The organism is Spartinivicinus marinus (genome assembly GCF_026309355.1).
GTDB lineage: Bacteria > Pseudomonadota > Gammaproteobacteria > Pseudomonadales > Zooshikellaceae > Spartinivicinus > Spartinivicinus marinus.
Genome location: NZ_JAPJZK010000001.1, coordinates 3178642 through 3204627, shown reverse-complemented (window position 1 = coordinate 3204627; position 25986 = coordinate 3178642). Strand labels below are relative to the sequence as shown.

Sequence of the window (25986 nt, the reverse complement as noted above, 5' to 3'; positions counted from 1 at the left end):
TTCCTACAAACGTCGTTTAGGCTTGTGTTCAACACGTATTCTTTCAATAAGCTTTTGCCATTCATTTAGGCGATTTAATTTTGTATAAAGTTTTCGCATTTTCCGTAAATAGCCAACAGCAGAAATATAAGAGTTCGCCTTTACCTCTGCTATTAGTGATTCAACTATATTGTCCCAAATAGTTATTGTAATATCAGGGTGCGTGTCTTTAACAGCTTCTGCCACATTTTGGCTTGTGTGATTATAACGGCTATAGAGTCGTCCCTTATTCGCTTTTTTGCTTTTCAAATAGAAGCTAACCACGTCTTCATTACGCTGCTCTTTAATTGCTATGGAAATTAATAAGTCATAGTTGGGAAAGTTTTCTTTATATTTTTTAACTAAAGGATATAGCACTTCTGGCTTAGGTAAAGGCCAATTCCTTTTAAGATTATTTTTAGCTGTTACATCAGGGCGTTGCCCTGTTTCTAAATAGCCTAATATTTTGTTTCTCACTTCAGCCCAGCAGCCTGCTTTGGTACAAGCAGTTTGTAACTTCTCATAGGCTTCTAACGACGGCCTATCGAAAAAGCTTTGTGCTCGGTATGCTGCAACTAAGTCATACTGACTGTTTTGTGCAGCCATCTCACGCAGCAGGCTTTGCAACTCACCTGCGATTCCTGGCGCGTCATCTAGTGTTTTATAGAAGCCATCAATACACCACTGACGAGCTTTTTTTATTTCACCTATAGCTAACAACTCATTTACTAAGTCTTGGTAATCTTGAGAAGATTCAACCTCTGCTTCCATTAGTGCTATCATTTTTTCATGTTGTCTACTCGCTTTTAACGAGTGTATTACTGTTCTCAGTAGCTTCTTACGGTGATACTTTTTAGTAAAGTCATGTATAGAGGGTGGCATAGGAGTCGCTTTTAACCTTTTCATAAGACTGTCTACGACTTGTTGCCAATCAGCTGGAGTATATATCGGGCTTTCTAAAAACTCATTAGCATTTTCCAATAAGCCAATATCATCTTCTAACTGTCGTTCAATTACCCACAACAATTGCTCCGAATGAGAAAAGCTTGACTCAGGAAGTGACTGGAGAACAACTTCCAAACATTGCCCAATTTCAAAAACAGTTTCACCTTCATCATTGGCCTGTTCAGCTTGTTGACAACATTGCTCCCATATGTACTCCCCAAGTTGTAATACATCATCCCCGTGACCTTGTTTTAATAATGATGTCAATTGGGTTTTAACTGGAGAATAGTCTGGTATATTACTCTCATTATCCCAATGGTTGGACCAGGCATCTATGCGACTCAGTTCTTTGATTTTTTTCCGCAGTCGTTTAACTTGCTGACTAACGTCACTATTACTAAAGCGATGGTTTTCTAGTATTAACTGCCTTATTTGAGGATGTTTATTGGTTATATCAATTAATAAGTCACACAAATCTGCATGAGTTTTTTTAACCAAAACCCTATACAATTGCACTTCATGGCCTGTTAATGTTTTTTCACATTCTCCCTCTAAATATAACTCAGCATCTTCCTCGATCTCATCATCAAGCTCATGATAAAGATCATTATCTTCAGTTAATAGCAGGATTTTTTTATGCTGCTTTAAATACTGACCAGCTTTTAAAATTAGGGCCACAGCGTGCTTACAGTTGTCATAGTATGGGCAGCTACACCCTGCAACTAATTCATTTTCATCATCTAAAAATACACGAGTAATATAAAGCTCACTTCCTTCAACCTCAGCAACTAACTCGTCATGTTCAGTAATGAAAATATCATCACTAACATAATTTATATAGCCTTTCCCTCGGCTAACAATGGTCGAGCCAGCCCACTCATATAAATCATCAATTGTTAACTTGCGTAAATATTTTTGAATATCTGACATGTATTATTTGATTCTTTTGTAGATAGAATAAAGTAAGCTCAACCTAAGTAAGGGGGTTATAGCGACTCAACAAGCCATATCAACCCAACTCCAACTCTACTTCCTCTCCACCCTGCTCAGTCATAAACCGGTTCAACATACTAATGAATTCTTCGCCAGTGCTGTCACATACCCACTGCTGTTCGTTTGGTTGCTGTTCTTTTGATTGATAGTTAAAGTGGAATCCACCACTTTTGGCTGCCAGCCACAGTTGTCGTAGTGCTGGCTGACGACTTAGGATGATCTGGCTGTGGTTTTCAAACTGCATGGTTAGCATACCGTTGCCAGATTCGCAGTCTATATCTATCTCTAGCTCATCAATGGCATCTTCAATAGCCACCATTAGTTCGTCTAATAACTCATTAAATTCTGCTTCTGTCATTCGCTTGTAACCTGTTTGATGTGACTTCTAAGCTGTTCCCAACCTGTTCTAGCCCATTGTACAAATTTGTTTAGTCGCTATCAGTTTAACTGTTTGAACATTAGCCGAGCTATAACAGACAAGGTATACTTTGCCGTCATTATTGTACTATTAGTGAGGGATATCCAATGCGCATTCTATTTGCTGTGCTTCTACTTACCTGGCTGGCTGGTTGTGGTCAAAAAGGACCTCTTTACTTACCAGATGAATCTGAGCAAGAATCTACAGAATCTGTTAACCAATAAGCGATTTGATTAAGAAGCAATATGGATCACTTTCTTTACCGCGATGGCGAATTATTTGCCGAAGATGTTCCGGTTACGGAGCTTGCTAAGCAGTATGGCACGCCCTGCTATGTCTATTCCCGGGCCACACTGGAACGTCACTACACAGCCTATACCAAGGCGATGGGTAAACACCCCCATTTGATCTGCTATGCGGTAAAAGCCAACTCCAACCTGGCTGTTCTCAATGTTCTGGCTAAACTAGGCGCAGGCTTTGATATTGTTTCAGTAGGTGAGCTTGAACGCGTCCTAGCGGCTGGTGGTGATCCAGCCAAAGTGGTTTTCTCTGGAGTAGCCAAGCAAGAGGCAGAAATTGCCCGGGCCCTTGAGGTCGGCATCCATTGCTTTAATGTGGAGTCGGAGTTTGAGCTTGCACGCATTCAGAAAGTCGCTGCAGAAATGGGCCAGCAAGCTGCTATTTCATTACGAATTAACCCCGATGTTGATGCTAAAACCCATCCCTATATTTCAACAGGGTTGAAAGAAAACAAGTTTGGTATTTCTTTTGATGATGCAATTTCCGCGTATCAAAAGGCCGCTCAACTACCCAACCTGCAAATTATAGGCGTCGACTGTCATATTGGTTCGCAATTAACCGAGATTGATCCATTTTTAGATGCAATGGATCGCCTGTTATTTTTAGTTGATGAGCTAGCCAAACTGGGTATTGAGCTAAAACACCTCGACTTAGGCGGTGGCCTTGGGGTCCGTTATCAGCAGGAAATACCACCAGAGCCGGATACCTATGCCAAAGCCGTTATGGAAAAAATCCAGGGCCGCAACCTCACCTTAGTATTTGAGCCAGGCCGCTCAATTGCTGCCAATGCCGGTATTTTAGTCACCCAAGTTGATTTACTGAAAGACAATGGCCATAAACACTTTGCCATTGTGGATGCAGCTATGAATGACCTGATTCGCCCTTCTCTGTACAATGCTTGGCAGGACATTGTTCAAGTAAAACCAAGAATTGATGGCCTACAAGCTAATTTTGATATCGTTGGCCCTGTGTGTGAGACAGGTGATTTTCTGGGCAAAAACCGAGAACTAAACCTGAAGCCAGGCGACTTGCTGGCCATTCGTTCTGCTGGCGCGTATGGCTTTGTTATGAGCTCTAATTACAACAGCCGTAATCGAGCAGCAGAAGTGATGGTTGATAAAGACCAGCACCATCTAATCAGGGCTAGAGAAACTGTTAGCCAACAAATAGCAAACGAATACCTACTCCCTAACTAAGTAAAACTGGATATCTCTTGTAACCTTAACTAATGAGATATCCAGGCTTTAGATTCGCATAGACTTACAACACCATGCTGTTACGTTTTACAAAAATGCACGGGCTTGGCAACGACTTTATGGTTGTCGACTTAGTCACCCAACACTGCAAACTCAATGAAGATTTAATTCGGTCATTGGCCGATCGCCATCGTGGGATAGGCTTTGATCAACTACTGGTTGTTGAACCACCCAGCCACCCAAACAACGACTTCAAATACCGAATTTACAATGCAGATGGCGGTGAAGTAGAACAATGCGGAAATGGAGCGCGCTGTTTTGCTCGTTTTGTGCTAGACAAAAAGTTAACAACCAAAAACCATATTAAGGTTGAAACACTGTCAGGTGATATAGAATTAATAGTAGAAGCCGATGGCAATATTACTGTAGATATGGGTATACCAAAGCTAGCGCCAAGCAAAATTCCTTTTAATGCACCTCAACAGCAGACTACTTATAAAGTACAAACTGTTAATGGCGAAATGGAATTAGGTGCTGCTTCAATGGGTAACCCCCATGCAGTATTAAAGGTAGACACTATCAATAACGCACCTGTTAACACATTAGGGGCGGAATTAGAGTCACACCCAGACTTTCCTCAGCGGGTTAATGTTGGTTTTATGGAAGTACTCAGCCGCCAGGAAGTCAATTTGCGAGTGTTTGAGCGTGGCGTAGGAGAAACTCAAGCTTGTGGTACTGGAGCTTGTGCGGCAGTTGTCGTTGGTTGTATTCAAGGCTTGCTGGATGAGCAGGTAACTGTGAATTTACCAGGCGGTAGTTTAACAATTCAGTGGCAAGGTGAAGGGCATAGCGTAAAAATGACAGGTCCTGCCTGCCGGGTATTTGAAGGTCAAATTAGGTTATGACAAAACCAACCAATAAGCTGGCGTTTTCGGAAGAAATCACCGAACAGCAGGTGGTTGCTTATCTCGAAGCTAACCCTGACTTCTTTCTGCACAACCCTGATTTACTGAAAACTCTCACTGTTCCCCACCCGAGTGGTAAAGCAATTTCTTTATTAGAACATCAAGTTAATTTGTTCAGAAAAGAAAACAAAGAGCTGCATAAACGCTTAAGCAATTTAATTGCTATCGCCCGAGAAAATGATCAGCTTTTTGATAAAACCCGCCGACTCATTATCAACTTGCTAGCTGCCAGTAGCTTGGAAGATATTCAAGTCATTATTGAAGAGCACTTTAGAGAGCAATTTAAAACAGACGCCTGCTGCCTACTTTATTTTGCAGACCAACCTCTCAACACTCATGGCCGAACCTTTGCCTTAGCAGAAGCTAAAAAACAGTTAGGGGATATTCTTGAAAGCACCAAGCCTATTACTGGTTTATTAAAACTAGAGCAAAAGCTTGTACTTTTCCCTGATCAAGCCCATCAAGTTGGCTCTGCTGCCGTGGTGCCACTTTATCATCAACGGCTATTGGGTATTTTGGCTATTGGTAGTGAGGATATGAATCACTTTCGAACCAGCAATGGTACCTTGTTTTTAACCCATATTGGTGAAGTACTCAGCCAGCTGGTTTACCATTTTCAAGAGCAATCTAATTAACAAAAGCAGCCAATTAACAAGAACAGCTAAAGCGTGTTAAAACAAACACTACAGGAATACTATAAATACCTGGGTATAGAGAGACAGCTGGCAAAACATACGCTTGATAATTACCAGCGTGACCTAAACAAGCTGGCTGTCTGGCTAGATAGCCAGCAGTGCCCAGGCTGGGAACGAGTAACACCTCAGTTACTCAGACACTACCTAAGCCAGTTAAAACATGATGGTTTAGATCACCGCTCAATACAGCGTCACTTATCTAGCATTCGCTCTTTTTATTCTTTTTATTGCAGCAAACATTCCAGTCAACAAAACCCGACCCTTGCATTGCAGGCACCAAAAGCATCTAAAAAATTACCCCAACTGTTGGATGTCGATCAAATTGCCCAGCTGTTAAATACAACACCTGATAATCCACTATTAATCAGAGACCATGCTATTTTAGAGCTTTTTTATTCATCAGGCTTAAGATTAAATGAACTATCACAGCTTGATATCAGTGGAATCGATCTAAACCAACAGCAGGTAACTGTAGTTGGCAAAGGCAGCAAAACCCGACTAGTACCAATCGGTAGCTACGCCTGTAATCGCTTAAAGAAATGGCTGACAACCCGCAGCCTGTTAGCCAAACAAGGTGAGAGCGCCCTGTTTGTTTCTAAACTGGGCAGTAGAATTAGCAATCGACAAATTCAAAACAGGGTTAAGTATTTTGCTCAGCTCATGGGGTTACCAGGTAACCTGCACCCTCATATGTTGCGCCATAGTTTTGCTACTCACTTATTGGAGGGAAGCGGTAACTTACGCGCTATACAGGAATTACTGGGCCATAGTGATATTAGCACTACACAAGTGTACACTCATGTAGATTTCAACCAATTAAGCAACGTATACGACAGCAGCCATCCAAGAGCCAGGCGTAAAGAATCCTCAACTAGCAGTAATACTAATGACAATTAAAGCAATCACTTTTGACCTTGATGACACCCTATGGAATAACACACCTGTTTTACTAAAAGCCGAGCGAGATGTTATCAAATGGATACTAGACCAATTCCCCAATATCAATGATCACCGCGATATAAATACAACCATCACGGAGTTTAGAGAATTTAAAGATCAAATAAAACAAGCCAACCCAGCCCTCACCCACCAGGTAACCAACTTAAGAAAAGTCACACTGGAACAACTGCTAACTCAAGCAGGCTATGCTGAACAAGCAGCCAAAGGAGCTGAACAAGCCATGGAAGTATTTCTCCATGCCCGCCACCAGGTTGATTACTTTGATTATGTCGAATCCATATTAGCAGAATTAAACCAACAATATACTTTAGGCGTGCTCACCAACGGTAACGTCAATATAAAACGTCTGTCGATAGGGGATTATTTTGATTTTGCCTTTTGTGCAGACGAGCTAAACACCAGCAAACCCGATCCTATGTTTTTCCAAGCCGGCATCCAAGCAGCCAAAGTGCTTGCTGAAGAAATTGTACACATCGGCGACCACCCAGAATATGATGTTATCGGTGCCAAGGAAGTCGGTCTAAAAGCCATCTGGTTCAACCCCGAACAAAACTCATGGGATTACCATATAAAACCCGATGCAATGATTAGCTGTATTAGTGAGTTGCCGAAAGTAGTAAAAAGTATAAAAATATAATTAAAAAGTATCCAGGCTTATACTCATCGCGAATGATTTTTAGGCTTTGTTACCGTCGCTCTTCACCCCAGTCATTTAGTTTATCTAAACTCCTGGGGCTTCATCTCTCGGTGGCCGCGCCCTTGTGCCCTAGGGGTATAAATACCCCTCGCTGTGAATATATACCACTTTATTTTTACACCTAAAAATGATTCACGACAGGTATATTTTCACAGTTATTCTGGTTAGTTTCGAAAGCTCTAACTTTGAATAAAATCACAAGATCGAAGCCAATTTATTCGTTTTAAATTACCCGACTGAAATTTATTTTCTTCCTATCCTGTCTTTAGGATTGAGTTATTGATAAATGCTCAATTTAATGAAATTACTATGAGTAGTAGGAGTATATGATGAGTGCACCAAAAAAAGTTTCAGGTACTGCTTTAGCTGTTGTTGCTGCGGGTTTATTTACTTTAGGCTCTCAAGTAGCAGCCAGTGCTGAAGCCAGTCAAGTTCAATGCTGGGGTGTTAATAGCTGTAAAGGTCATAACGACTGTGCCACTGCAAGTAATGCCTGTAAAGGCCATGGCTCTTGTAAAGGCCAAGGTTACTTGAATATGTCTGCTGAGGAATGTGAAGCTAAAGGTGGTACTGTTAAAGAAGAAAAGTAATTTTTTTCTTTAGGACGCCTTTAACTAGGGCCTAATAACACTAGTTGAACCGGCAGTGGTGATTCAAATAGTGTTAACAGGCCCTAAAATAAATGGATTTGGTCATTATTAGTAGTTCGCTACTATTGATAACACCCAACGTCCATTTATCTCTAACTGGCATATAACACTTGTTTCTATATCAACCTATGAAGGCAACCCGAATGAATCGTCCTTTTTATGGTTTTGGCCTAGGGTTGCGCCATGACTATTATCAAGAAATTATCGAAACCCAACCCAATATTGATTGGTTTGAAATAATATCAGAAAACTATTTTGTTGCAGGTGGCAAACCTCTGTATTATTTAGATGCTATTCGAGAGCAATATCCTCTAGCTATGCATGGGGTATCTCTTTCTATAGGCAGCACCGATCCTTTAAACCAAGATTATCTAGCACAACTTAAAAAATTATCCCAAAGAATTAACCCTATTTTTATTTCCGATCATTTATGCTGGACAGGGGTTGACCATATTAATAGCCATGACTTATTACCTCTTCCATATACAGAGCAAACAATCCAACACATTGTTTCTCGTATTCAACATGTACAAGAATTTTTAGGCAGACAGATTTTATTAGAAAATTTATCCAGTTATGTCACTTTTGCTGATTCAGAAATGACTGAGTGGGAATTTATTAGTGAAATAGTAACACGAGCAGACTGCTATCTTTTATTGGATATAAATAATATTTATGTAAGTGCTCGCAATCATCAGTTTAATCCCACAGAATACTTACATGGTATTCCTGCTGATCGTGTGATGCAACATCATTTAGCCGGTCATAGTGACTATGGCGATTATGTTATTGATACTCATGATATGCCCGTCGTTGATAATGTCTGGAGCTTATATCAGGAAGCCGCTCAATTATTTGGCCCAGTATCAACGATGATCGAACGTGATGATAATATGCCTACTTTTTCAGAGTTACTGGCAGAGCTAAACCACGCCAGAACCATTGCAGAGCCAATCTATACAGACTATAACGGTTATGCCAATGCTAGCTAATTTACAAAAAGAGTTTCTTGCGTTTTTGCAAGACAAACCTAGTAAAGTTAAGCAGCTGGTGACCACTGAAACACCTGGACTGGCCATTTATAAAAATGCCTATCATCAACGCTTAAAAGAAGCGCTAGATACTGATTTTCCCTGTTTAGGTAAATTACTTGGAGATGATTTATACGACCAATTGATTGCCGGCTATATAAAACATATGCCTTCTACTAAACCATCACTTCGTTGGTTTGGTAGTGATATGCAATCCTTCTTAAAACACCATCCCTTATTCTCCAAGCAACCCATAGTTATTGAGCTCGCAAACTGGGAATGGCAACTTAGAGCCGCTTTTGATGCTGCAGGCAGCAAAATTATTACTCTCGAACAACTTGCCACTATTGCCCCAGAACAGTGGCCCACCATACAACTTAAGCTAGTTCCTAGCCTACGCGTGCTTCAATATCAAACCAATGTGGTTAACATCTGGCAATCACTTGAAGCGAACCATATACCACCTGCCGTTGAACAAAATACCAGCTATTGGCTGATATGGCGCAAAGAGCTGGTTACACAATTCCGTTCTGTATTTGAAGATGAATGGCAAATTATTCAGTTGATTATTGAAGGGGTTACCTTTGCTGACATTTGCGAACAACTTTGCAGATGGCACTCTCCAGAACAAGCGCCACAAAGGGCTGCACAAATTATCCAACAGTTGACTAATGATCAAGTAGTAATGTCTGCAAGCTGAAATGGGATTTCAGAGCAGACACACTCACTCTCTCTTTAGACCAGTAACAACCTTTCTTGCCAGCCTTCTTTATTAGGTAACTAGCTTTTCTCTACTGAAGTATCATAAAACCCCAATATCTTAAGAAAAAAACTCTATTCCCTAACCTTGAGTAAATAGTTATTTTGAGCCACAAGAAAGTAAGTAAAAACAAACTCTACTTTGGTATCTGTCTTATCTTAAATTGAATGCTTGATTAATCATTATTAGCCTGATACCGTGTCTTATTGTTCATAAAATAGTAATATTAGTACCGCTCATTTTGCGAGCACGAAAAGGAGATTTTCGCTTACTTAAGGACAGAAACAGTAAACTATGTGTTTCTGATCGGGGATGAGTAAATAAAAGGCATAGATATTTGGGAACAACAGGGGGATGACTGCCACTGTCCCCCTCCTAACATTGAGTATTGATAAGTAATTATAGTAGAAGCAAAGCTAAAGATACTACTTCATATTACTATGATGAGTAATATTATCTTTAAAGCCAACTTTACTAACTAACACTCATCACCATCCAATAAGCAAATATTTCTCATATTTTTTCCTCCACAAAATAAACGATAAGCTACAACGAGTTAAGTATGGCATGTTACTTTTTAGTACACAATCTTTACTATAGCAAAAGCCTAAGCTTTGACAGCACATGACACTATTTTATATCAATATATCAGCTATCCGCGGACTAAAAAAACTCACGTTTGTTTGTATTTACATACTTAAAAGTTTATTTCTATTAGCCAAAATATAAGGCATTCTATTTTAAAAATGCCAAAAGATTATGTCAGCACTAAGCACATGCTTAGTTGTTACTCAGAAGGAACTAATATGTCCAGTATTTATACAGAAAAGCTGTTGAGGCAATTTGGTCATACAGACGGTTTGTTAAGCGGTGGAAATCTGGCTACTGGCTTAATTGTTTATTGTATTATTGCTACTACAGAAGGTTTTGGACGAGAAGGAATTGTTCTATCTACTTTTCTGCTATTTTTTCTATCTGCAATTTTAGAAATACCTACAGGATATTTAGGAGACCGTGTTGGCTGGAAGTTCTCTGTTCGACTAGGGCTATTTTGTGACTTTGTATCTACTTTATTTTTCGGTTTAACTATTTTTTTCGCAATACAGGGCTATTATATATTGATGCTCTCTTTTTTAGTGATGCGCCAGCTTTTCAGCGCACTTAATGGAGCATTTACCAGTGGCTCGTACCAAGCAGCTTATCAACGTTGGTATCAAGAAAAACTTGAGCAGAGCACTATTAAAATCAGCGATGCCCCCCCTCTTTTTCTTGCTAGTTATAAGTACGGTATATGGATTCGCCTAGGACTACCACTAATAGCACTAGGTATTGGACTATTATTACAAACAGAGTTTTTTTCTCAGGTTTCGAAGGAGTATGTCGCACTAGTTCCACTTGGAATGGTACTTTATGTACTATTAATTCAGATAGTAGCCTATTTTAAAATGGCTAAAGATCTAGACTTTAGCACCATTTCCATAAAAAAAGGTAACTCTACCAGTGATATAACCATAACAAAACTATTCCTATCTGCTCAGGCTACTTTTCCAATTTTATGTACCTATGCATACTCACATATTTTCTTACAAGTCTGCAATCTATTCTTGGTTGGTGAATCTTATTACTTATTCAAAGAAGCAAACTTGCCAATGATTTTTGTTTGGGGCGGGGGTATGGGAGCCGCTGTAATAATTACTTTTTTTGGTATAGCAATTTCTCGTTTTTTTATCCCTTGGCTTTCCAAACAACCTAAACTAAGATCTATTCGCTGGCTAGGGACGCTGTGCTTAAGTTTATTATCTGCAGTAGTAGCACTTACTTTCTATAGCAATATATCAACAGTTGCAAAACTAGTCTGTATTTTTTCAGTGATATTGATTGCTTATCCAATCTCTTTTGCCTTACGTGCCGAAATTACTTCTGATAGCCACCGTTTTGTACCAGATGAGTTTAAGGCCAGCTGGTTTAGTGGCGGCTCCTTACTGGCTCGGCTTACCTACGCAATGATTGCTGGGCTAATTCTAATTGCAGGCGTTCCTCATATGGGCATTTTTGTTATGATGTCAGTATTAGGGATTATTGGTACTTCACTTGCTTTTATTAACTATCAAAAAGGGGAAAACGTCAGCAAGTTTGAACGAGCCAGTTTAAAGAAATGCCTAGGCATGATAATAGGTGTTATGTTTTTTATTACCAGCTTTTTGGTATTTTTAGGTGAGACCTGGTACTTTGTAAAACATGCCACAGACGCACAACGTCAGCAGGACCAAATTATTGCAGAACAATATGCTGGACAGTTTGCTCATCTAGAAGATATTTCCCAGGCCACCCAATTACTTGATATCCTTAGTCAAAAGCTGAATGTGGATTGCGTAGATATCAATACAAACTTGATACAACAAACCCATTGTAATACAAACGATTCAAGTTACTCTGTTTCCAAGGTTATTTATTACAACCCTCTACTTAAACAGGACCAACGGGGCACCATTACTGTTTACTTTAATGACTCCATTATTCACCAAAAAATCTTGCACCACTTAATTATTGTAGCGGCCATTTATATTGCTTTTGTCCTTTTGGTGTTGTCTATCACTTACCGAATTGTAAAACGTATTTGTAGCGAAGCAAAAATGGTTCTAGATGTAGCAATGGATAAATTGTCAAACAATATTAAAAAAGCAAATGGTGAAGAGCGTTATTTTATTGATGAGTTTGCCACCATGGCTAACAAATTTAATGACTTTATTGAAAACGAAAAGCGCATGGCTAACTTGAAAGGAATCAACCAGATAGCTGCACAGGTTGCCCATGATATCCGCTCCCCACTGACGGCCTTGGAAATGATTGCGGAACAATCCATAGAGACTATCCCAGAAAGAAATCGTATTCTCTTTCGTAGTGCCGTTGATAGCATCAATGATATTGCCAATGGCCTTTTAGTGGTGGAACGAGAGCAAAATGCAGATAAAGACCCTGCTAAACAACAAATTTCTAAGCAGCTATTATCTACTTTACTAGAAGAAGTAGTATCAGAAAAGCGAGTACAATATCGCCGCCAACCCTCAGTAGAGATACAGCTACAAGTAGATAATGATGCTTATGGACTATTTGTCAATATCCACGCCAATACCTTACGACGAGTACTGTCTAATTTAATTAATAATTCGGTAGAAGCTAAAGGAAATAAGCCCAATATTAATATCCAGCTAAGGTTACAGGAATTAAATAACAGGGCGGCTATTACTATCATTGATAATGGTCAAGGCATTCCAAATAAGCGAATTAATGACGTATTAAAACGAGGGGTAAGTATTGGCAAGCCTGGTAGCACAGGTTTAGGATTATCTCATGCCAAAACTACTGTAGAATCGTGGCAAGGAGAGCTGGCTGTATGCTCTGAGCCTGGTGTTGGCACCCAAATCACTATTATATTACCACTACAAGCAACTCCTTCCTGGTTTTTGCCTTTATTAGTATTGCCTGCAAATTCACAAGTCATGATTCTAGACGACGATATCAGTATGCATGGTATATGGCAGAGTCGCCTAGCTTCTCTCCCTTTGACAGCTTCTCGCATAGAGGTTAATTATTTTCGTAATGAAACGCAGGCCATTGAATTTTACCAGAAAAAAATTAATCCCCACCGTCCCTTGTTGTTTTTATCAGACTACGAACTAATAGGTAGAGCTAAAACTGGGCTTGACATCATCGAGGCTCTGCAGATAGCCCAACACAGTATTATAGTGACTAATCACTATAAAAGTAGTAGTGTGCTAGAACGTTGCGCTCAACTAGGAATTAAAGTTTTACCGAAGCCTCTCACTAATTGGCTATCCATAGAGGTAAGCACGTTAGCATCTGTTAATTATGATGCTGTGCATATTGAAGATAATAAAGGTATCCGTGTTTGTTGGGAGCTAGATGCCAAAATATATCCAGCCAAGCTACTATCATTGAAAAGCCCAGTCGAGTTTGAAAGATATGCTGATCAAATCTCTAAAGATACGCCAATTTATATTGATAATGAATTTATTGGAGAAGAAATAACAGGGTGTGAATGGGCAAAAACCTTATATGAACGGGGCTTTAAACGGCTGATTTTAACCTCGGGTTTGATTCCAATAAATGCCAGTGAAATGTACTGGTTTGAGTCAATTGGCGATAAACGCTCACCCTGGGCAAAAGCCAGGGAGAGAGATAGACTATCTATTGCTGTTGATTAGAATTATTTTTTAAACCTATCTCAGCAATCATAGGTAAGTGGTCAGACCCAATATCTGGCCCTACCTCTACACTAATTACTTCCAATGACTTGCTTAACAAAATATGATCAATAGGAATTAAAGGTAATTTACCTGGCCAAGTAGGGAGCAAACCTGCACCTGTACGAGTAGACTTTAAATTCGCTGTATTAATTAGCTTTTTAAAGCTATACCCCCAAGGAGTTGTATTTAAATCACCCAATAATACAACAGGATTTGACTGGTATTTTAGCCACCAGGCAATATCCTCTAGCTGTAAATCGCGAGAAATTGCCATAGATTGAGACATTGGTGGCACAGGGTGGGTAATTAATAGTTGTATTTTAAATTGATTCCAGAGTACTACCCCTGTAATAGAAGGTAGTCGGTCTGGACCAAAGTGTTGAATTTGTAAATTATCAATGGGGTATCGGCTAAAAAGTACTATACCAAATCCGTCATTTCTTGGCCTCTCTATTTTATATGGATAAAGATTACCCAACTGATTAAGCGCTTGTGACCAAGTAGGTGTATATTCTTCAACAGCAACAATATCTGGCTGTCGCTGCTGTAACCATTGTAGCAATAATTCTGTATTTGTATTGTTCAAGTTAACATTAACCTGAGCTGCTGATATGACAGCAAAATTCTCCTCCGTTATATTCCCATGATCACCATCAAGCTGGCTCTTATACAAATAAATAATCTCATAGTTTAGCCCAGCCACTATGATTGCAAAGACAAACCAGTGCCACTTTCTCACCAGACTAGACACCATTATTCCCAATATGGCTACAGCCAGATAATACCAACGAAAATGATTTGTTAGATCAGCTAGCCAGTGATACTGCCCAAATAACCCAATAAAGCTTGCTACACCAGCCAGCACAACTGCTAACAACAGCCATCTAAATATCCACACAATCTAGTTGTCTCCGATAGATGTTTCAGACCAAAACAGTACTTGTATAAGTTTACATAAAAAATTATGCCTACACTCACTTTCTAGTGTATATCTTTTCAAGTTCTTGTGAGTTGATTGCAAGCTAAACAATTTCTGTGAGTCTTGACAAATATTACTAAAAACTGATGTGTTTAGATTGTCACCTGTTTAAGGTTCAAGCTAGTTAATATAATTGATATTAATTGTAATTTTAATGATTCCTTACTCAACTTTAATGTTTGTTATTTATCTCTCAATCTGTATTACCTGACATTTTGAAATGATCGTTAAAACATTATTTAAATTACTCAATTTCAATTAAGTCGATTCTTTCAGAAATATACTGAATTTGGATATATCTGAAAATGGCTAGTACGTCATGGAAGGTCTATGGAAAGCCTCATAGTAAATTGTAAGCAATATAAGCAATAAAGGCTCCACACAAAAGAGAATGATCAATGAAGTGGCTAATATGATGACTCCTAAATTTGCAAAAACCTTATTATATAGCGCCTGTGTCATGGTGCTTACGGGTTGCCCAGGTGATGATGACGATAAACCAAATCCACCAGGCAATAAAAAACCTGTCGCAAAGTTTTCTCATTCTTGCAGTGAGCTAAGCTGTAGTTTTGATGCGAGTGCTAGCTCTGATCCTGATGGCAATATTACTCAATATAGCTGGAATTTCGGTGACAGCATGAACGGTGATGGCCCTACTGCAAACCATAGTTATAACAGTGCAGGCAGTTACATGGTTACCCTAACAGTGACGGATAACAAAAATGCCACCGCAGAACATAAGCTAGAAGTGACTGTTAATACCACTCCAGATACTCCAGATGATGACGACGATGATGGGGATGGAGACGACCCAGTTGGCATGAATGAGTGTGAAAACTGGCAAAGCAAGCACCCTGAGTGGCTATGGTGTGATGACTTTGAAACCACTGCCTCATTAACAGAAAAATATGGTAAAAACAGTGTTAAACCAGGCAAGGATGCAACATCACTACAACGAGTTGAAACTAACCCTGCCCATGGTAAATATGCTTTACGTTTAAAAGCAGATAATGAAAGTAAAAATAGTGGCAGCTTTCGACGTAACTTTGGCCGAGTCCCCTATAACAACTCCATCGATGATTTAGGTGCCAAACCTTACTTTGACGAAAAAATTAATGAAGTATATTACCGTTTCTATGTGAAATACCCGAACAGTACTCCGGGCTGGCCAACTCATATTACACGAGCATTTGGTGTTGCTGCTGGCTCAGATCAGTTTGGCCCACAAGCATTTGTCTCTACACTTTCACATGATAAATCCAATACAGCTGTCATTTCTGGAGAGCCAAACCTTCAAGCTTATAGTGGTTTTGATCCAAACAACCCAGATTCCACATTAAAAACCACCAAGTGGGATGACATGGAAAATTTAACTCAGCTTGGTGAAAATACTGACCCATTACCACCTGTGCCGCCGCCCCCAGCTCCACCAGAAAAACCTACACTTAGTCATTTTGCGGTAAATCAAGTGGATGATGATATTCCACCACCTCCGCCACCTCCTGGTGACCCAGAACCACCTATTCCTCCGGTACCACCCGATAAGCCCGATGGCGATGATAATAATCCTTTAAGTAAAGGAAAATGGCACTGTGTTATTGTGCACCTTAAGCTGAATAGTACTACTCCATACAAAGCAGATGGTGTATATGAAATCGCAATAGATGGAAAACCCTACTCAAAATACACGCTAACTGATTTAAACTGGACAGGTAAATGGCGAGAATACGCTATTAATGGTATTCAGTTTGAAAACAGCTGGACAATGATGGGGCAAAACAGCCAACAACCGGTCAACAACCGTTTGGCAACAACCCAAACCCAAGCAATTGAAGGGGAAATGGAGAGCTACCTGGATGCATTAGTCATCTCGAAAAAACCTGTAAGCTGTTTAGATACCAGCAACCCAGATGACCCAATGCCACCACCGCCACCTCCTGGCGACCCAGATAAGCCGGATGATGATGATCCTGTACCGCCGCCTCCTAAACCACCAGGAGACGATGATGATGACGATACACCACCGGATATTCCACCACCGCCACCACCTGGCGATCCAGATAAACCGGATGATGACACGCCGCCGGATATTCCGCCGCCACCACCTCCACCTGGTGATCCAGACAAACCAGATGATGATGGCGATGATCCTGGCCCAGTACCTCCACCACCTACACCGGATGATGACGATGATGGTGACTTACCGGATGATATTCCACCACCGCCACCGCCACCAACAGAAACGGTTAATTTATAACGTTTATTACTCCTTAACTAAGCCAGTTTTAAAGCTGGCTTAGTTTTTTTAAGGCTGCCCTTGAGTGTTGTCCATTACTGAAAAAACAATATATTTAGCAATAAACCAGCTAATCAAAAAAATGACCAAACTAAAACAGCCTACAAAAAATAAGCTGACTTTTATAATGTGACTTCGAAAACTATAAACTTTTTTAAAAGCCTCTGCTTCATCGATTTCACTTAAAATAGCCCACTTTAAACCAGAAATGAAAACCGGACTAAAAGCAGAAAGTACCGGAACCCCTCTATAATCTTCCAATACTTTATATCCTCGTTCACCAGTTAATGCGAGCGTTGCTCCTGGAGTAGTCACAGGCTGCAAACCAATGGAAGTATTTTTTGCTAATATTTTAGCAACTGTATTTCTTTCAACTCCAGCATTGATAAGCCCCTGCTCATATTTTCCAGGCGTTTCTATCAAAAACCGGCTAATACTTCGCATGGTGAAGTCAGAGCCTACTAAATACGTTTCTCCAGTCTCTCCCAGCCCTGATTTACGCCACAACCGCCCATGAGTCATTATTAAGTTAACTTTATCGACTGGCATCTGAAAAATTAACACACCAATTTTATTGTTATCATCATAAATAGGGGTAGCTATAAATGCAGCGGGATCATCATATGATGGCACATAACTGGAAAAGTCCGTTAAATAGACAGATCCTTGAGGATCATTGACTACTTTTTGGAATGCTACAGCTATAGCAGAGTCAGCATATGGGCCATCAATTAAAGAGGTTGTATAGTCCAGCTCTTTAAATACAGAATAAACAATATCACCCGTTTCATAATCAACTAAAAAAATATCATAGTAACCAAATCGTTTTAAAAATTCTCTAATATGGGGATGATATTTAGCATGTACAGTTCCGTAGCTTGTATTATTATTTAAGTTGATTAGCTCATCCTTCTGTCCAGTTGAAAACTCATTAGCTTTAATAAAGGCATACTGTAAAGCTATGGATTCAATATCTAATAATTGAAACTGCGACTCTAATAATCTTTCTTCACCACTGTTACGGCGCTTATATTCAACATTATAATCCTCTCGATAATACTTCAGCAGTTCAGCCTTCAACTGTTCAACATCATTAACTTCGAGCTCTTTTGTATAATTCTTATAAGCATGTTTAAAATCTCGCATTGCATTTATAATCATTCTATTATCGGCATAACTAACAACTTGATCATGAATCGTTTCAAAATATTGCTCCACCTGCTGTTTTTTTATTTCTAAAATAGATACTAACTGTTCTTTTGCTTGCTCCTCTATTGACTCTCGTGCAGACTGATAGCTTTGATAAGCAAAAATAGCAGCCAATACAGTTATTGGAGTAAAAGTTACAGCCATTATGGTTAGCGTTATTTTTATGTGACTTTTTCTTATCATTAGCATTAAACAACTATATCATCTTTTCACAACTATTTTTATACAGTACACATTCTAAAAGTAGTACTTTTTCAGCAGAACACAGCAATACCACTCAGACGTAGAAGAAACTGAGCATAAAGCCAACACAGTATCTTGGATAAAGAACATTTTAAGGTATACTTTATAAGTAATTTTATTTCTTCTGCATCAAATACATATAAGAAAGTGTAAATGGTTTTTGCTAGTAAGCAGTAAAAACATCAGAAAAATTTACGACAAAATCCGTCTAGTAGTGTTATCATTATTACTAAAAGCCACTAATATATTAAAAGTCTTCAAGACTGGTCACTGGAGTTAGTAAAATAGATACCTGTTACTTGTGAAGGTTATAATCTATATGCAAAACTTAAAGCATAAAGAAAGCCGTCAATTCTCACGCAAAAGCATTAAATGGCCTGCAATAATTAAACATTCAGGTAATATGTTTAGAGTGACTACTCTTAATATTTCTGAAACAGGTGTTTTAGTAGAATCTCCCATTAAACTTAGAGTAGGCCAACAAGTAGCCCTTATGATTAAAGGGCATCATAATGGGGATAAAATGACTATTTATGCAAAATCTCATATTAAACATGTTGTTATTAAGCTTCATTACTTTCAACTCGGACTAGAGTTTATCGAAATACCAAAAGCAGCAAAAACATTTCTTGCAAAATTTATAGAGGGTTTATAACAAACACTTTACTAACAGTATAAACTTCCACTCAAGCAATCTTTTTATATTCCCCTGCTCACTCCTTTCTATAAGCCCAATTAGTATATCAATAAAAAAGCAAGCAATAATATGTAAATATTTATGACACAATAATAGTACAACTATCATACCCTCTTAAATGAAATAAATGATTCACTTATTTCCTCAGCGGATTCATTTAAAACTGTGAAATAACATTCAGTTTACTGGTGATTATTGATTGCTCACTAAAGCAAAGACATTGTAATTTAAAATAATCATCAATTGCAGTAAACAGGAAATATCCTAATGAATAACTGGCTTAAGAGAGTAGCTTTCGCTTCTGGGCTACTATGCTCTGCAACGGTACTTGCCAGCCCAATCAACATCACTAATGGCGGGTTTGAAACAGGCCAAGGCAATGATATCAGCGGCTGGTTTCACGAAATTGGCCATCAGGTAGCCTATACAACCAACCAATTGACACACAACGGAACCCGTTATACTGCAGCTGAAGGTAATCGTTTTGCAGTGTTACCAGCTAATGCGTCAATCCGAGCAGAGACCAACTGGAAAGCAGGAGACACAATTAGTTTTAAGTGGCTCGCTTTAGAAGCTATCAATCCCACTTTTCAGCTTTTTGAAAACGGCCTTATTGTAACTAAAAGTATTGACCTTGTTGGCAGTACAGGCACCTGGCATGAATTCAGCTACACTTTTGTGAGTGCTGTAGGCCAAAACAACTTACCAAGCTTTATTAGCTTTCAAGGGTTTGCCGATGATGCTGATCTAGACCAGTCACTACTAGTAGATGATGTGAAAATTACTCGAATTCCTGTTCCAGCCACTTTTGGTTTAGCAATGTTAGGATTGGGTTATTTAGTTGCCAGACAACGTTTATCTAGCTCGAAATAAGCGCAGTGCAATAGAAACCCCATAAGCAGTGAAATAACACCATTCACTGCTTATTGCTTCTTCAGTTAACGTCACCTCTATTATACAGCTACCCTTACATTACTATTTCACTTCAACCTCAACTGTTCTTCCTCCTCGCCCATTTCGAGTAAATGCCCTTAATTTAACAGGAGGCCCTATCGCACTAAAAGGCGCTTTATAGATTTTAGAGTTAGTTGTTGGTTCTGTGCCATCCGTCGTATACCTAACTACAGTGCCTGGCAAACTAATATTAACTGTCACTAGACCACCTTCATTTAACACAGCTCCAGGTATAGGTAGTCGATAGTCAAAACCTCCAAATAAGCTGTCAAGCTTAGGCAACTCAACTTGACCAAGTCTATTAGCAAAACGATTCCAAGCCTGGTTATACAACTTAGTATTTATTTTTTTATTACCAACCCAGCTTGGCTTTTTAGACCAAGCGCGTTCAGACAAGCCGAGTAATTTAGGCAAAGCAAAATATTCCAATAAATGAGCCGTTTTCATGTTTTCACTCCATAACTGTCCTTGTAATCCTCTAATATAACTAGCATTTTTACTCTTCAGGCGCTGCTTATTTTCAAACTGATCAGGTTGAATCACATTTCCCATTCTGTCTGTTCTAGCACTTTGAAATAAATCCAAAGGTACAAATTGATAAGATGACTCGGTATTCGTAAAGTTAGCCCAGTAATAACCAGGCTCTGCAGGGTGTTTTTCATAAGCTAAGTCAAAATACAAATTGGTTGCATTAGCCAATACTACTGGATAATGGTTATTGGCAAGTTGATAAGCATTATCTTCATCCCCCCAACCCCACACATTATTCCATACATAGGGGGTTAATTTACCTTCCGTATAAAAAGGGTTAACTCGCTTAGCACCATAGCCATCTTCACCTAATTTGGTAAAAGCAAGCTCTTCCCAGCCAGCTAATTTTAAATTATATTTACTATAAATATTACTTATCCGATGCATAAAATACTGCTTTAATAAGGCCACATGAGCTAAACTAATATTATTTTTTTGTATTAGTTGTTGGCAAACTGGAGATTTTTGCCACACTCCCTGAGGCACTTCATCTCCCCCAATATGCACACTTGTTAATTCTGCATTAGCTTGTTGATATAGCTCTTTTATTTCTTTTAAAACTTTTTCAATAAATGTATAAGTAGATGGTAAACACACATTGATAACATTATCTTTCCATCCTTGCACAGACTGATAACTTGATTGATCTGCCAAGTCAGATAACAAATATTTATTCGCCTGTTCATCTTGCAGCTTAATCAAACGTCTATAGCGTGCTTCCATTGATTTAATGGCAGCTCTAGCGTGACCTGGTAAGTCAATTTCAGGCACTACTGTTATATGACGTGTTTTAGCAAACGTTAAAATATCAATAAAATTATTCGCTGAGTAAAAACCACTCCCTTGATTCACACCAGGAAATGGACCTGACCCAAAGGACGGCAAGAGATGGTCATCTTCTGTTGTGGTATGTCCCCTACGACCGCCTACTTGGGTTAACTCCTCTAAACCGTTGATTGCAAGCCGCCATCCCTCATCATCAGTTAAATGTAGATGCAATCGATTTAGTTTGTAATAAGCCATTACCTCTATCAGTTTTTTTACTTCTGTTACAGGTTGAAAGTGCCTAGCAACATCCAGATGAAGCCCACGATAAGAAAACCTTGGATAGTCTTTTATTTGCATTCCCGGGATATCTATCGATATTTCACCCACAGGATTTGTATCAATCTGAGCCAATAATGTTTGAATCCCATAAAAAATGCCTTGGTTTGTATTTGCAACAATCTGTACACCTTGATCAGTTATAGCAAGCCTATACCCCTCACTATGTAAGCCTTGAGCTGAATCTTCCACAAGTTGCAATACAATATCAGACACTACAGGCTGAACCGAACTTATTACCTGTGGCTGATAGCCTAAAACTGTAGCCAATTGCTTAGCCAAATAATCTGCTTCATTAGCTAAGCTTTTACTTACAACAATTCTAATTAACTCATTTGGCTGCCAGTTCGACTCAAGCTTTTTCACTTCAACAGGCTCAGGTATTGCCACCGGTAACTGCTCTTTTGGCAAAACTTGCAACCTTTTATTATTTTTAAAGTGCCATTTTGAGTTTGCAAGCGGCCAAATATCTTCTTTGATTCGATTCCACTGCTTGGGTTCATCAGGCTTAATAAACTCAACTTCAGATAATACTTCTATGTGTTCTTCGCCTTTATCTGGGTTAGTATAAACAATATAAAAACCTGCTGGTTTATCAGTATGATTAATTGCCCAAAAATTTGCATCAAATGGAATAGACATGCTTTTTCCCGATTTTAATGGCTTGAGCTTTTTCCCTGGTACTATTTTATGAACATCGCCATTAACATGCTGTATATCAACAAAGTCAGGATATGAGCCTAGTGTAATAAGCCGGGCAAAGTTGAAATAGATTTCCCAGTCTTGTGCAGGCAATGAATCTTTTCCATTATTTTCAATAATTAACTGAGACCGGAAAGTATTGGCACCATCCTGGTAATTATCTAATATTTGCCAACTAACCTTTAGTTGATCACCTAAAGGTAATGCGTGGGCTAGAGAACCTGACAACATAGTGATCATAGTACATTGAAGTATCTTCATTATTAGCATTCCTTTGCTTTTGAGTACCTCAATTATAGCTAAACACTTATGGAGAGTTCTGCAAAGCTTAGACTAAAGCCTTGCTTTCTCTAATTGAAATCGATCCAATATACTACCAATAACACCCTTTGAGCATAACTCTAAATATCCATTATTAAAACTATCGACTAAGCTCTTAGGTGTATATTTCTTTGATAACCCCACATAGTAATATAGTTTTTTATATGAGCCTGCATAGCGAATTCTTTCAAGGCCATTATTCTTGATAATTTCATAACATCTCAAACCACGCTATTCTAACGAAGCTGCCTCCATATGAAATTTTGATAGTATTTCTTGAAGCTTACCACTTTTATGTAATTTTGTTAGCCCTTCATTAAACTTATCAACTAGCTTTTTGTCTGTATATTGTTTACTAAATCCAATAAAATATTTAAGCTTTTTTTGTGCCCCAGCATATCGTATATTCTTTAATTTCACTTGATTAATTATTGCCAAACCTACATCTTTATTGGAGTATACTCCTTTAAGATTTCGATTTGGATCATCTAGCATTTTAAATATATTAACATCGTCAGACACCATTTTTATATCAATAGGTTTTATCCCCTTCGAAGCCATAGACTCCTTTATTTTATTCAATGAGTTAGATGTATTTGATGGGCCAAAAACTCCAATTTTATATCCAGCAATATCCTTAGTATCCAAATAATTAAGGTTATTATTATTTCTGACAAAAAATCCATATTCAGTCTGCATTAGAGGAGGAGAATAATATAACCACTCAGCTCTAGCTTTATTCCAACCAATCACAAACATAGCATTAGCATTACCGTTTTTCACCTCGTTTTGAGCTCTACGCCATGGCAATAAATTAAACTTGCAGTTAAACCCCTGCATATCACATACCGATCTGATTACTTCAGCCGCTGGTCCTTCTACAACATTATTAATTTCATAGTTGAACGGCGGAAAATCTTGTGTATTAAAAATCAATGTATTTGCTTGGGCAGGGATAACTGAAACTGCTGCCATTGTAATAATTGATAATATTGATGCTATCTTATACATTAGGATACCCTCTCATCTACACCCTTCAACTATCTACACATCCATATATAACCAGCATCCATCTATGGAGCTTGTTCGATTTAAAGTTAGACGAAAAAACTAATTTGTGTCAGATAAGTGATATCCAGCCGTCTCAAATCAATAAAACCATTAATAAGAAGACTTTTTTTAAATAAACACTACCCTATTATCAGTTTTTTGATGATGTTGTAATTCATATTAGGTCATTGTTCATGGCCACAAGGGAGGTAGAAAACACTTACAAGCCTTGTTCTCAGCTCTACCTTACTTGCAACTGGCTGCGCATCAATTGTCAGTGACTCGACTCACCCAGTAAACATTACCAGTACACCAGAAAATGCCGCTTTCACCATAACGAATGAGCTGGGTGAAACGGTTCATACAGGCACAACCCCAGAAACAGTAGAATTAGCAAGCGGTGATGGTTATTTTTCAAGCAGCTCTTATACAATTGCTTTTGCTAAAGAAGGCTATCAACAACAGAGTATTATGATTACCAGCACCCTAGATGGTTGGTATTTTGGTAATCTATTTCTTGGTGGTTTAATTGGTATGTTGATTGTTGACCCTTTGACTGGTGCGATGTTTAAACTTCAAGATACTGCACAAGTTGACTTAATTGCTAGCAGTTACCAGTCTAACAACAACCTTGATAAAACTTTACAAGTTGTTTCTCTAAACGATCTTCCAGAAGAATATCATTCTAAATTAGTTAAAATAAATTAAGTTTATAAAATTTCCAGGCTGCTCATATATCCTTGATGTTAAGACATATATGAATAGCCATGGAAATGTTTGTACAAAAGTTTCAGGTTTTATAAAAATTTAATGTACTGAGTGGTCGCCTGTTTTCCCTGTTTCAATTTCCTGAATTTTACCGCCTGAATCAAGAAATTCTTCTATTTGCTTCTCGATAACTTCCCTTACTTTCTTTCTTGATTGAACCGTATAAGTTTCAGCATCTCCTCCTCTGCTACCCCAATCACTATCAGTTCGTTTTTTTGGTGTAGTGCCTTGTTCTCTTGCCATAATTATTCATACCTCATGTATTTATAACTAAACATCCTAAAGCTTACAGACGGTTTTTTTACTCCTCTTTCAGACGCCATTAAATACATTTATAGCTCAATGAATAATTAAGAAAAGGGAAAATATTTAATTATTTAGTTTTTTTTCACCTTAATAGCAATATATATCCAAGCGAAACGTCATTTATAATGATCTAGCGTTATATAAATAACAAAGTTAATAGCTACAAACCTTATCATTCTTTTATCTTTCAACTACTTACGCAACCTGGCTAATTTAATTTCTAAATTTACTAACTTCCTTTAGCACAAATATTTATTTTTTCTTATTTTTCAACTAGTTATAAAGCAATACCAAATTATGACACAATTAATATCACTTTGAACAATCAAATAATTTTCCCAGCGTTATTCACAAACATCTCTAGCTTAATACTCTTATACTCAACTATCACTTCTTTATAAACCTCTTGTAGTCAATTTTTAGGCAGTTTTATAATCTAAAATCTTTCGCCTTGTATTGTGACAATTACTCGACGGCTTCCGCCATGCTTACGATGCTCTCCCAAATAAATACCTTGCCAGGTGCCCAACGCTAACAACCCACTACTTATCGGGACTGTTATACTAGCCCCTAGCAAACTAGCTTTAATATGTGCAGGCATGTCATCAGGACCTTCGTAGGTGTGCTGATAATAAGCAGCATTCTCTGGAACAAAGTGATTAAAATGAGCCTCAAAATCACTTCTTACAGTTGGATCAGCATTTTCATTAATAGTTAAAGATGCCGACGTATGCATAATGAAAAAGTGGGCTAAACCTATTTTAAATTCACTTATTTCTGTTAATTTTTTAACCAACTCATCAGTAATAAGATGAAAGCCTCGCTGCTTTGCCGTTAACTGTATAGTCTTTTGAAACCAAGCCATCAAGATACCCTCCTATGCAATAACTTATTTTCAATCAACTATACATCAGTTGCTCCAAAAATAGA

The 25986-nt window shown here is 38.4% G+C and carries 22 protein-coding genes; 14 read left to right on the top strand and 8 right to left on the bottom strand.

The window, feature by feature from the left end:
• Positions 1-3: 3 nt before the first annotated feature.
• Positions 4-1893 (bottom strand): SWIM zinc finger family protein, encoded by a 1890-nt coding sequence (locus OQE68_RS14450; RefSeq protein ID WP_219340021.1) that lies wholly within the window; start codon positions 1891-1893, stop codon positions 4-6.
• Positions 1894-1972: 79 nt separating this feature from the next.
• Entirely contained in the window at positions 1973-2314 is a 342-nt protein-coding gene (gene cyaY / locus OQE68_RS14445) for an iron donor protein CyaY (protein WP_180568438.1), read from the bottom strand.
• A gap of 167 nt (positions 2315-2481) precedes the next feature.
• On the opposite strand from cyaY, the gene lptM reads away from it, so the two are divergent.
• The 10 genes from lptM to OQE68_RS14395 all read left to right on the top strand — a co-directional run bounded on the left by lptM (position 2482) and on the right by OQE68_RS14395 (position 13854).
• Positions 2482-2598 (top strand): LPS translocon maturation chaperone LptM, encoded by a 117-nt coding sequence (gene lptM, locus OQE68_RS14440; protein WP_180568439.1) that lies wholly within the window; start codon positions 2482-2484, stop codon positions 2596-2598.
• A 21-nt stretch (positions 2599-2619) separates the two neighbouring features.
• Positions 2620-3870 (top strand): diaminopimelate decarboxylase, encoded by a 1251-nt coding sequence (lysA, locus tag OQE68_RS14435; RefSeq protein WP_180568440.1) that lies wholly within the window; start codon positions 2620-2622, stop codon positions 3868-3870.
• A gap of 74 nt (positions 3871-3944) precedes the next feature.
• Positions 3945-4775, top strand: coding sequence for a diaminopimelate epimerase (gene dapF / locus OQE68_RS14430; protein WP_180568441.1), 831 nt, complete (start codon positions 3945-3947; stop codon positions 4773-4775).
• A complete protein-coding gene (locus OQE68_RS14425; protein ID WP_180568442.1) occupies positions 4772-5470 on the top strand; it encodes a DUF484 family protein in 699 nt (232 codons plus the stop codon). The genes dapF and OQE68_RS14425 overlap by 4 nt, the downstream gene beginning before the upstream one ends.
• A 33-nt stretch (positions 5471-5503) precedes the next feature.
• Positions 5504-6427 (top strand): tyrosine recombinase XerC, encoded by a 924-nt coding sequence (gene xerC / locus OQE68_RS14420; protein WP_180568443.1) that lies wholly within the window; start codon positions 5504-5506, stop codon positions 6425-6427.
• The gene (locus OQE68_RS14415; RefSeq protein WP_180568444.1) at positions 6417-7127 is read left to right on the top strand and encodes an HAD family hydrolase; all 711 of its coding nucleotides are present in this window, start codon (positions 6417-6419) and stop codon (positions 7125-7127) included. The genes xerC and OQE68_RS14415 overlap by 11 nt, the downstream gene beginning before the upstream one ends.
• 386 nt (positions 7128-7513) lie before the next feature.
• Complete coding sequence (gene bufA2 / locus OQE68_RS14410) at positions 7514-7777, top strand: BufA2 family periplasmic bufferin-type metallophore (RefSeq protein ID WP_219340022.1); 264 nt, start codon at positions 7514-7516, stop codon at positions 7775-7777.
• 203 nt (positions 7778-7980) lie between these two features.
• On the top strand, positions 7981-8829 hold the full coding sequence (gene bufB, locus OQE68_RS14405) for an MNIO family bufferin maturase (protein ID WP_180568446.1): 849 nt from the start codon (positions 7981-7983) through the stop codon (positions 8827-8829).
• Entirely contained in the window at positions 8819-9568 is a 750-nt protein-coding gene (locus tag OQE68_RS14400; protein ID WP_180568447.1) for an HvfC/BufC N-terminal domain-containing protein, read from the top strand. Before bufB ends, OQE68_RS14400 begins: the two co-directional genes overlap by 11 nt.
• Before the next feature lie 866 nt (positions 9569-10434).
• Positions 10435-13854: an ATP-binding protein gene (locus tag OQE68_RS14395; protein ID WP_180568448.1), complete on the top strand. Its 3420-nt coding sequence runs from the start codon at positions 10435-10437 to the stop codon at positions 13852-13854.
• On the opposite strand, the gene OQE68_RS14390 is transcribed toward OQE68_RS14395, so the two are convergent.
• A complete protein-coding gene (locus OQE68_RS14390) occupies positions 13838-14794 on the bottom strand; it encodes an endonuclease/exonuclease/phosphatase family protein (protein WP_180568449.1) in 957 nt (318 codons plus the stop codon). The genes OQE68_RS14395 and OQE68_RS14390 overlap by 17 nt on opposite strands.
• A gap of 493 nt (positions 14795-15287) precedes the next feature.
• Between OQE68_RS14390 and OQE68_RS14385 the strand changes: the two genes are divergently transcribed.
• On the top strand, positions 15288-17132 hold the full coding sequence (locus OQE68_RS14385; protein ID WP_219340023.1) for a PKD domain-containing protein: 1845 nt from the start codon (positions 15288-15290) through the stop codon (positions 17130-17132).
• A gap of 48 nt (positions 17133-17180) precedes the next feature.
• Here the strand turns inward: OQE68_RS14385 and OQE68_RS14380 are convergent, their stop codons facing one another.
• A complete protein-coding gene (locus tag OQE68_RS14380; protein ID WP_180568450.1) occupies positions 17181-18524 on the bottom strand; it encodes a cache domain-containing protein in 1344 nt (447 codons plus the stop codon).
• Between the two features lie 418 nt (positions 18525-18942).
• Between OQE68_RS14380 and OQE68_RS14375 the strand changes: the two genes are divergently transcribed.
• Complete coding sequence (locus OQE68_RS14375; RefSeq protein WP_180568451.1) at positions 18943-19278, top strand: PilZ domain-containing protein; 336 nt, start codon at positions 18943-18945, stop codon at positions 19276-19278.
• Positions 19279-19587: 309 nt separating this feature from the next.
• Positions 19588-20193 carry a hypothetical protein gene (locus tag OQE68_RS14370; protein ID WP_180568452.1) on the top strand — a complete coding sequence of 202 codons (606 nt, stop codon included), beginning with the start codon at positions 19588-19590 and terminating at the stop codon, positions 20191-20193.
• 102 nt (positions 20194-20295) lie between these two features.
• Here the strand turns inward: OQE68_RS14370 and OQE68_RS14365 are convergent, their stop codons facing one another.
• Both OQE68_RS14365 and OQE68_RS14360 read right to left on the bottom strand, forming a co-directional pair.
• A complete protein-coding gene (locus OQE68_RS14365; protein WP_180568453.1) occupies positions 20296-22872 on the bottom strand; it encodes a family 20 glycosylhydrolase in 2577 nt (858 codons plus the stop codon).
• A 291-nt stretch (positions 22873-23163) separates the two neighbouring features.
• On the bottom strand, positions 23164-23943 hold the full coding sequence (locus tag OQE68_RS14360) for a substrate-binding periplasmic protein (protein WP_180568454.1): 780 nt from the start codon (positions 23941-23943) through the stop codon (positions 23164-23166).
• Between the two features lie 510 nt (positions 23944-24453).
• On the opposite strand from OQE68_RS14360, the gene OQE68_RS14355 reads away from it, so the two are divergent.
• Positions 24454-24690, top strand: a complete 237-nt coding sequence (locus OQE68_RS14355) for a hypothetical protein (RefSeq protein ID WP_180568455.1) — start codon at positions 24454-24456, stop codon at positions 24688-24690.
• 99 nt (positions 24691-24789) lie between these two features.
• Here the strand turns inward: OQE68_RS14355 and OQE68_RS14350 are convergent, their stop codons facing one another.
• Positions 24790-24993 (bottom strand): hypothetical protein, encoded by a 204-nt coding sequence (locus OQE68_RS14350; protein WP_180568456.1) that lies wholly within the window; start codon positions 24991-24993, stop codon positions 24790-24792.
• A gap of 499 nt (positions 24994-25492) precedes the next feature.
• Complete coding sequence (locus tag OQE68_RS14345) at positions 25493-25921, bottom strand: secondary thiamine-phosphate synthase enzyme YjbQ (RefSeq protein WP_180568457.1); 429 nt, start codon at positions 25919-25921, stop codon at positions 25493-25495.
• Positions 25922-25986 lie beyond the last annotated feature (65 nt).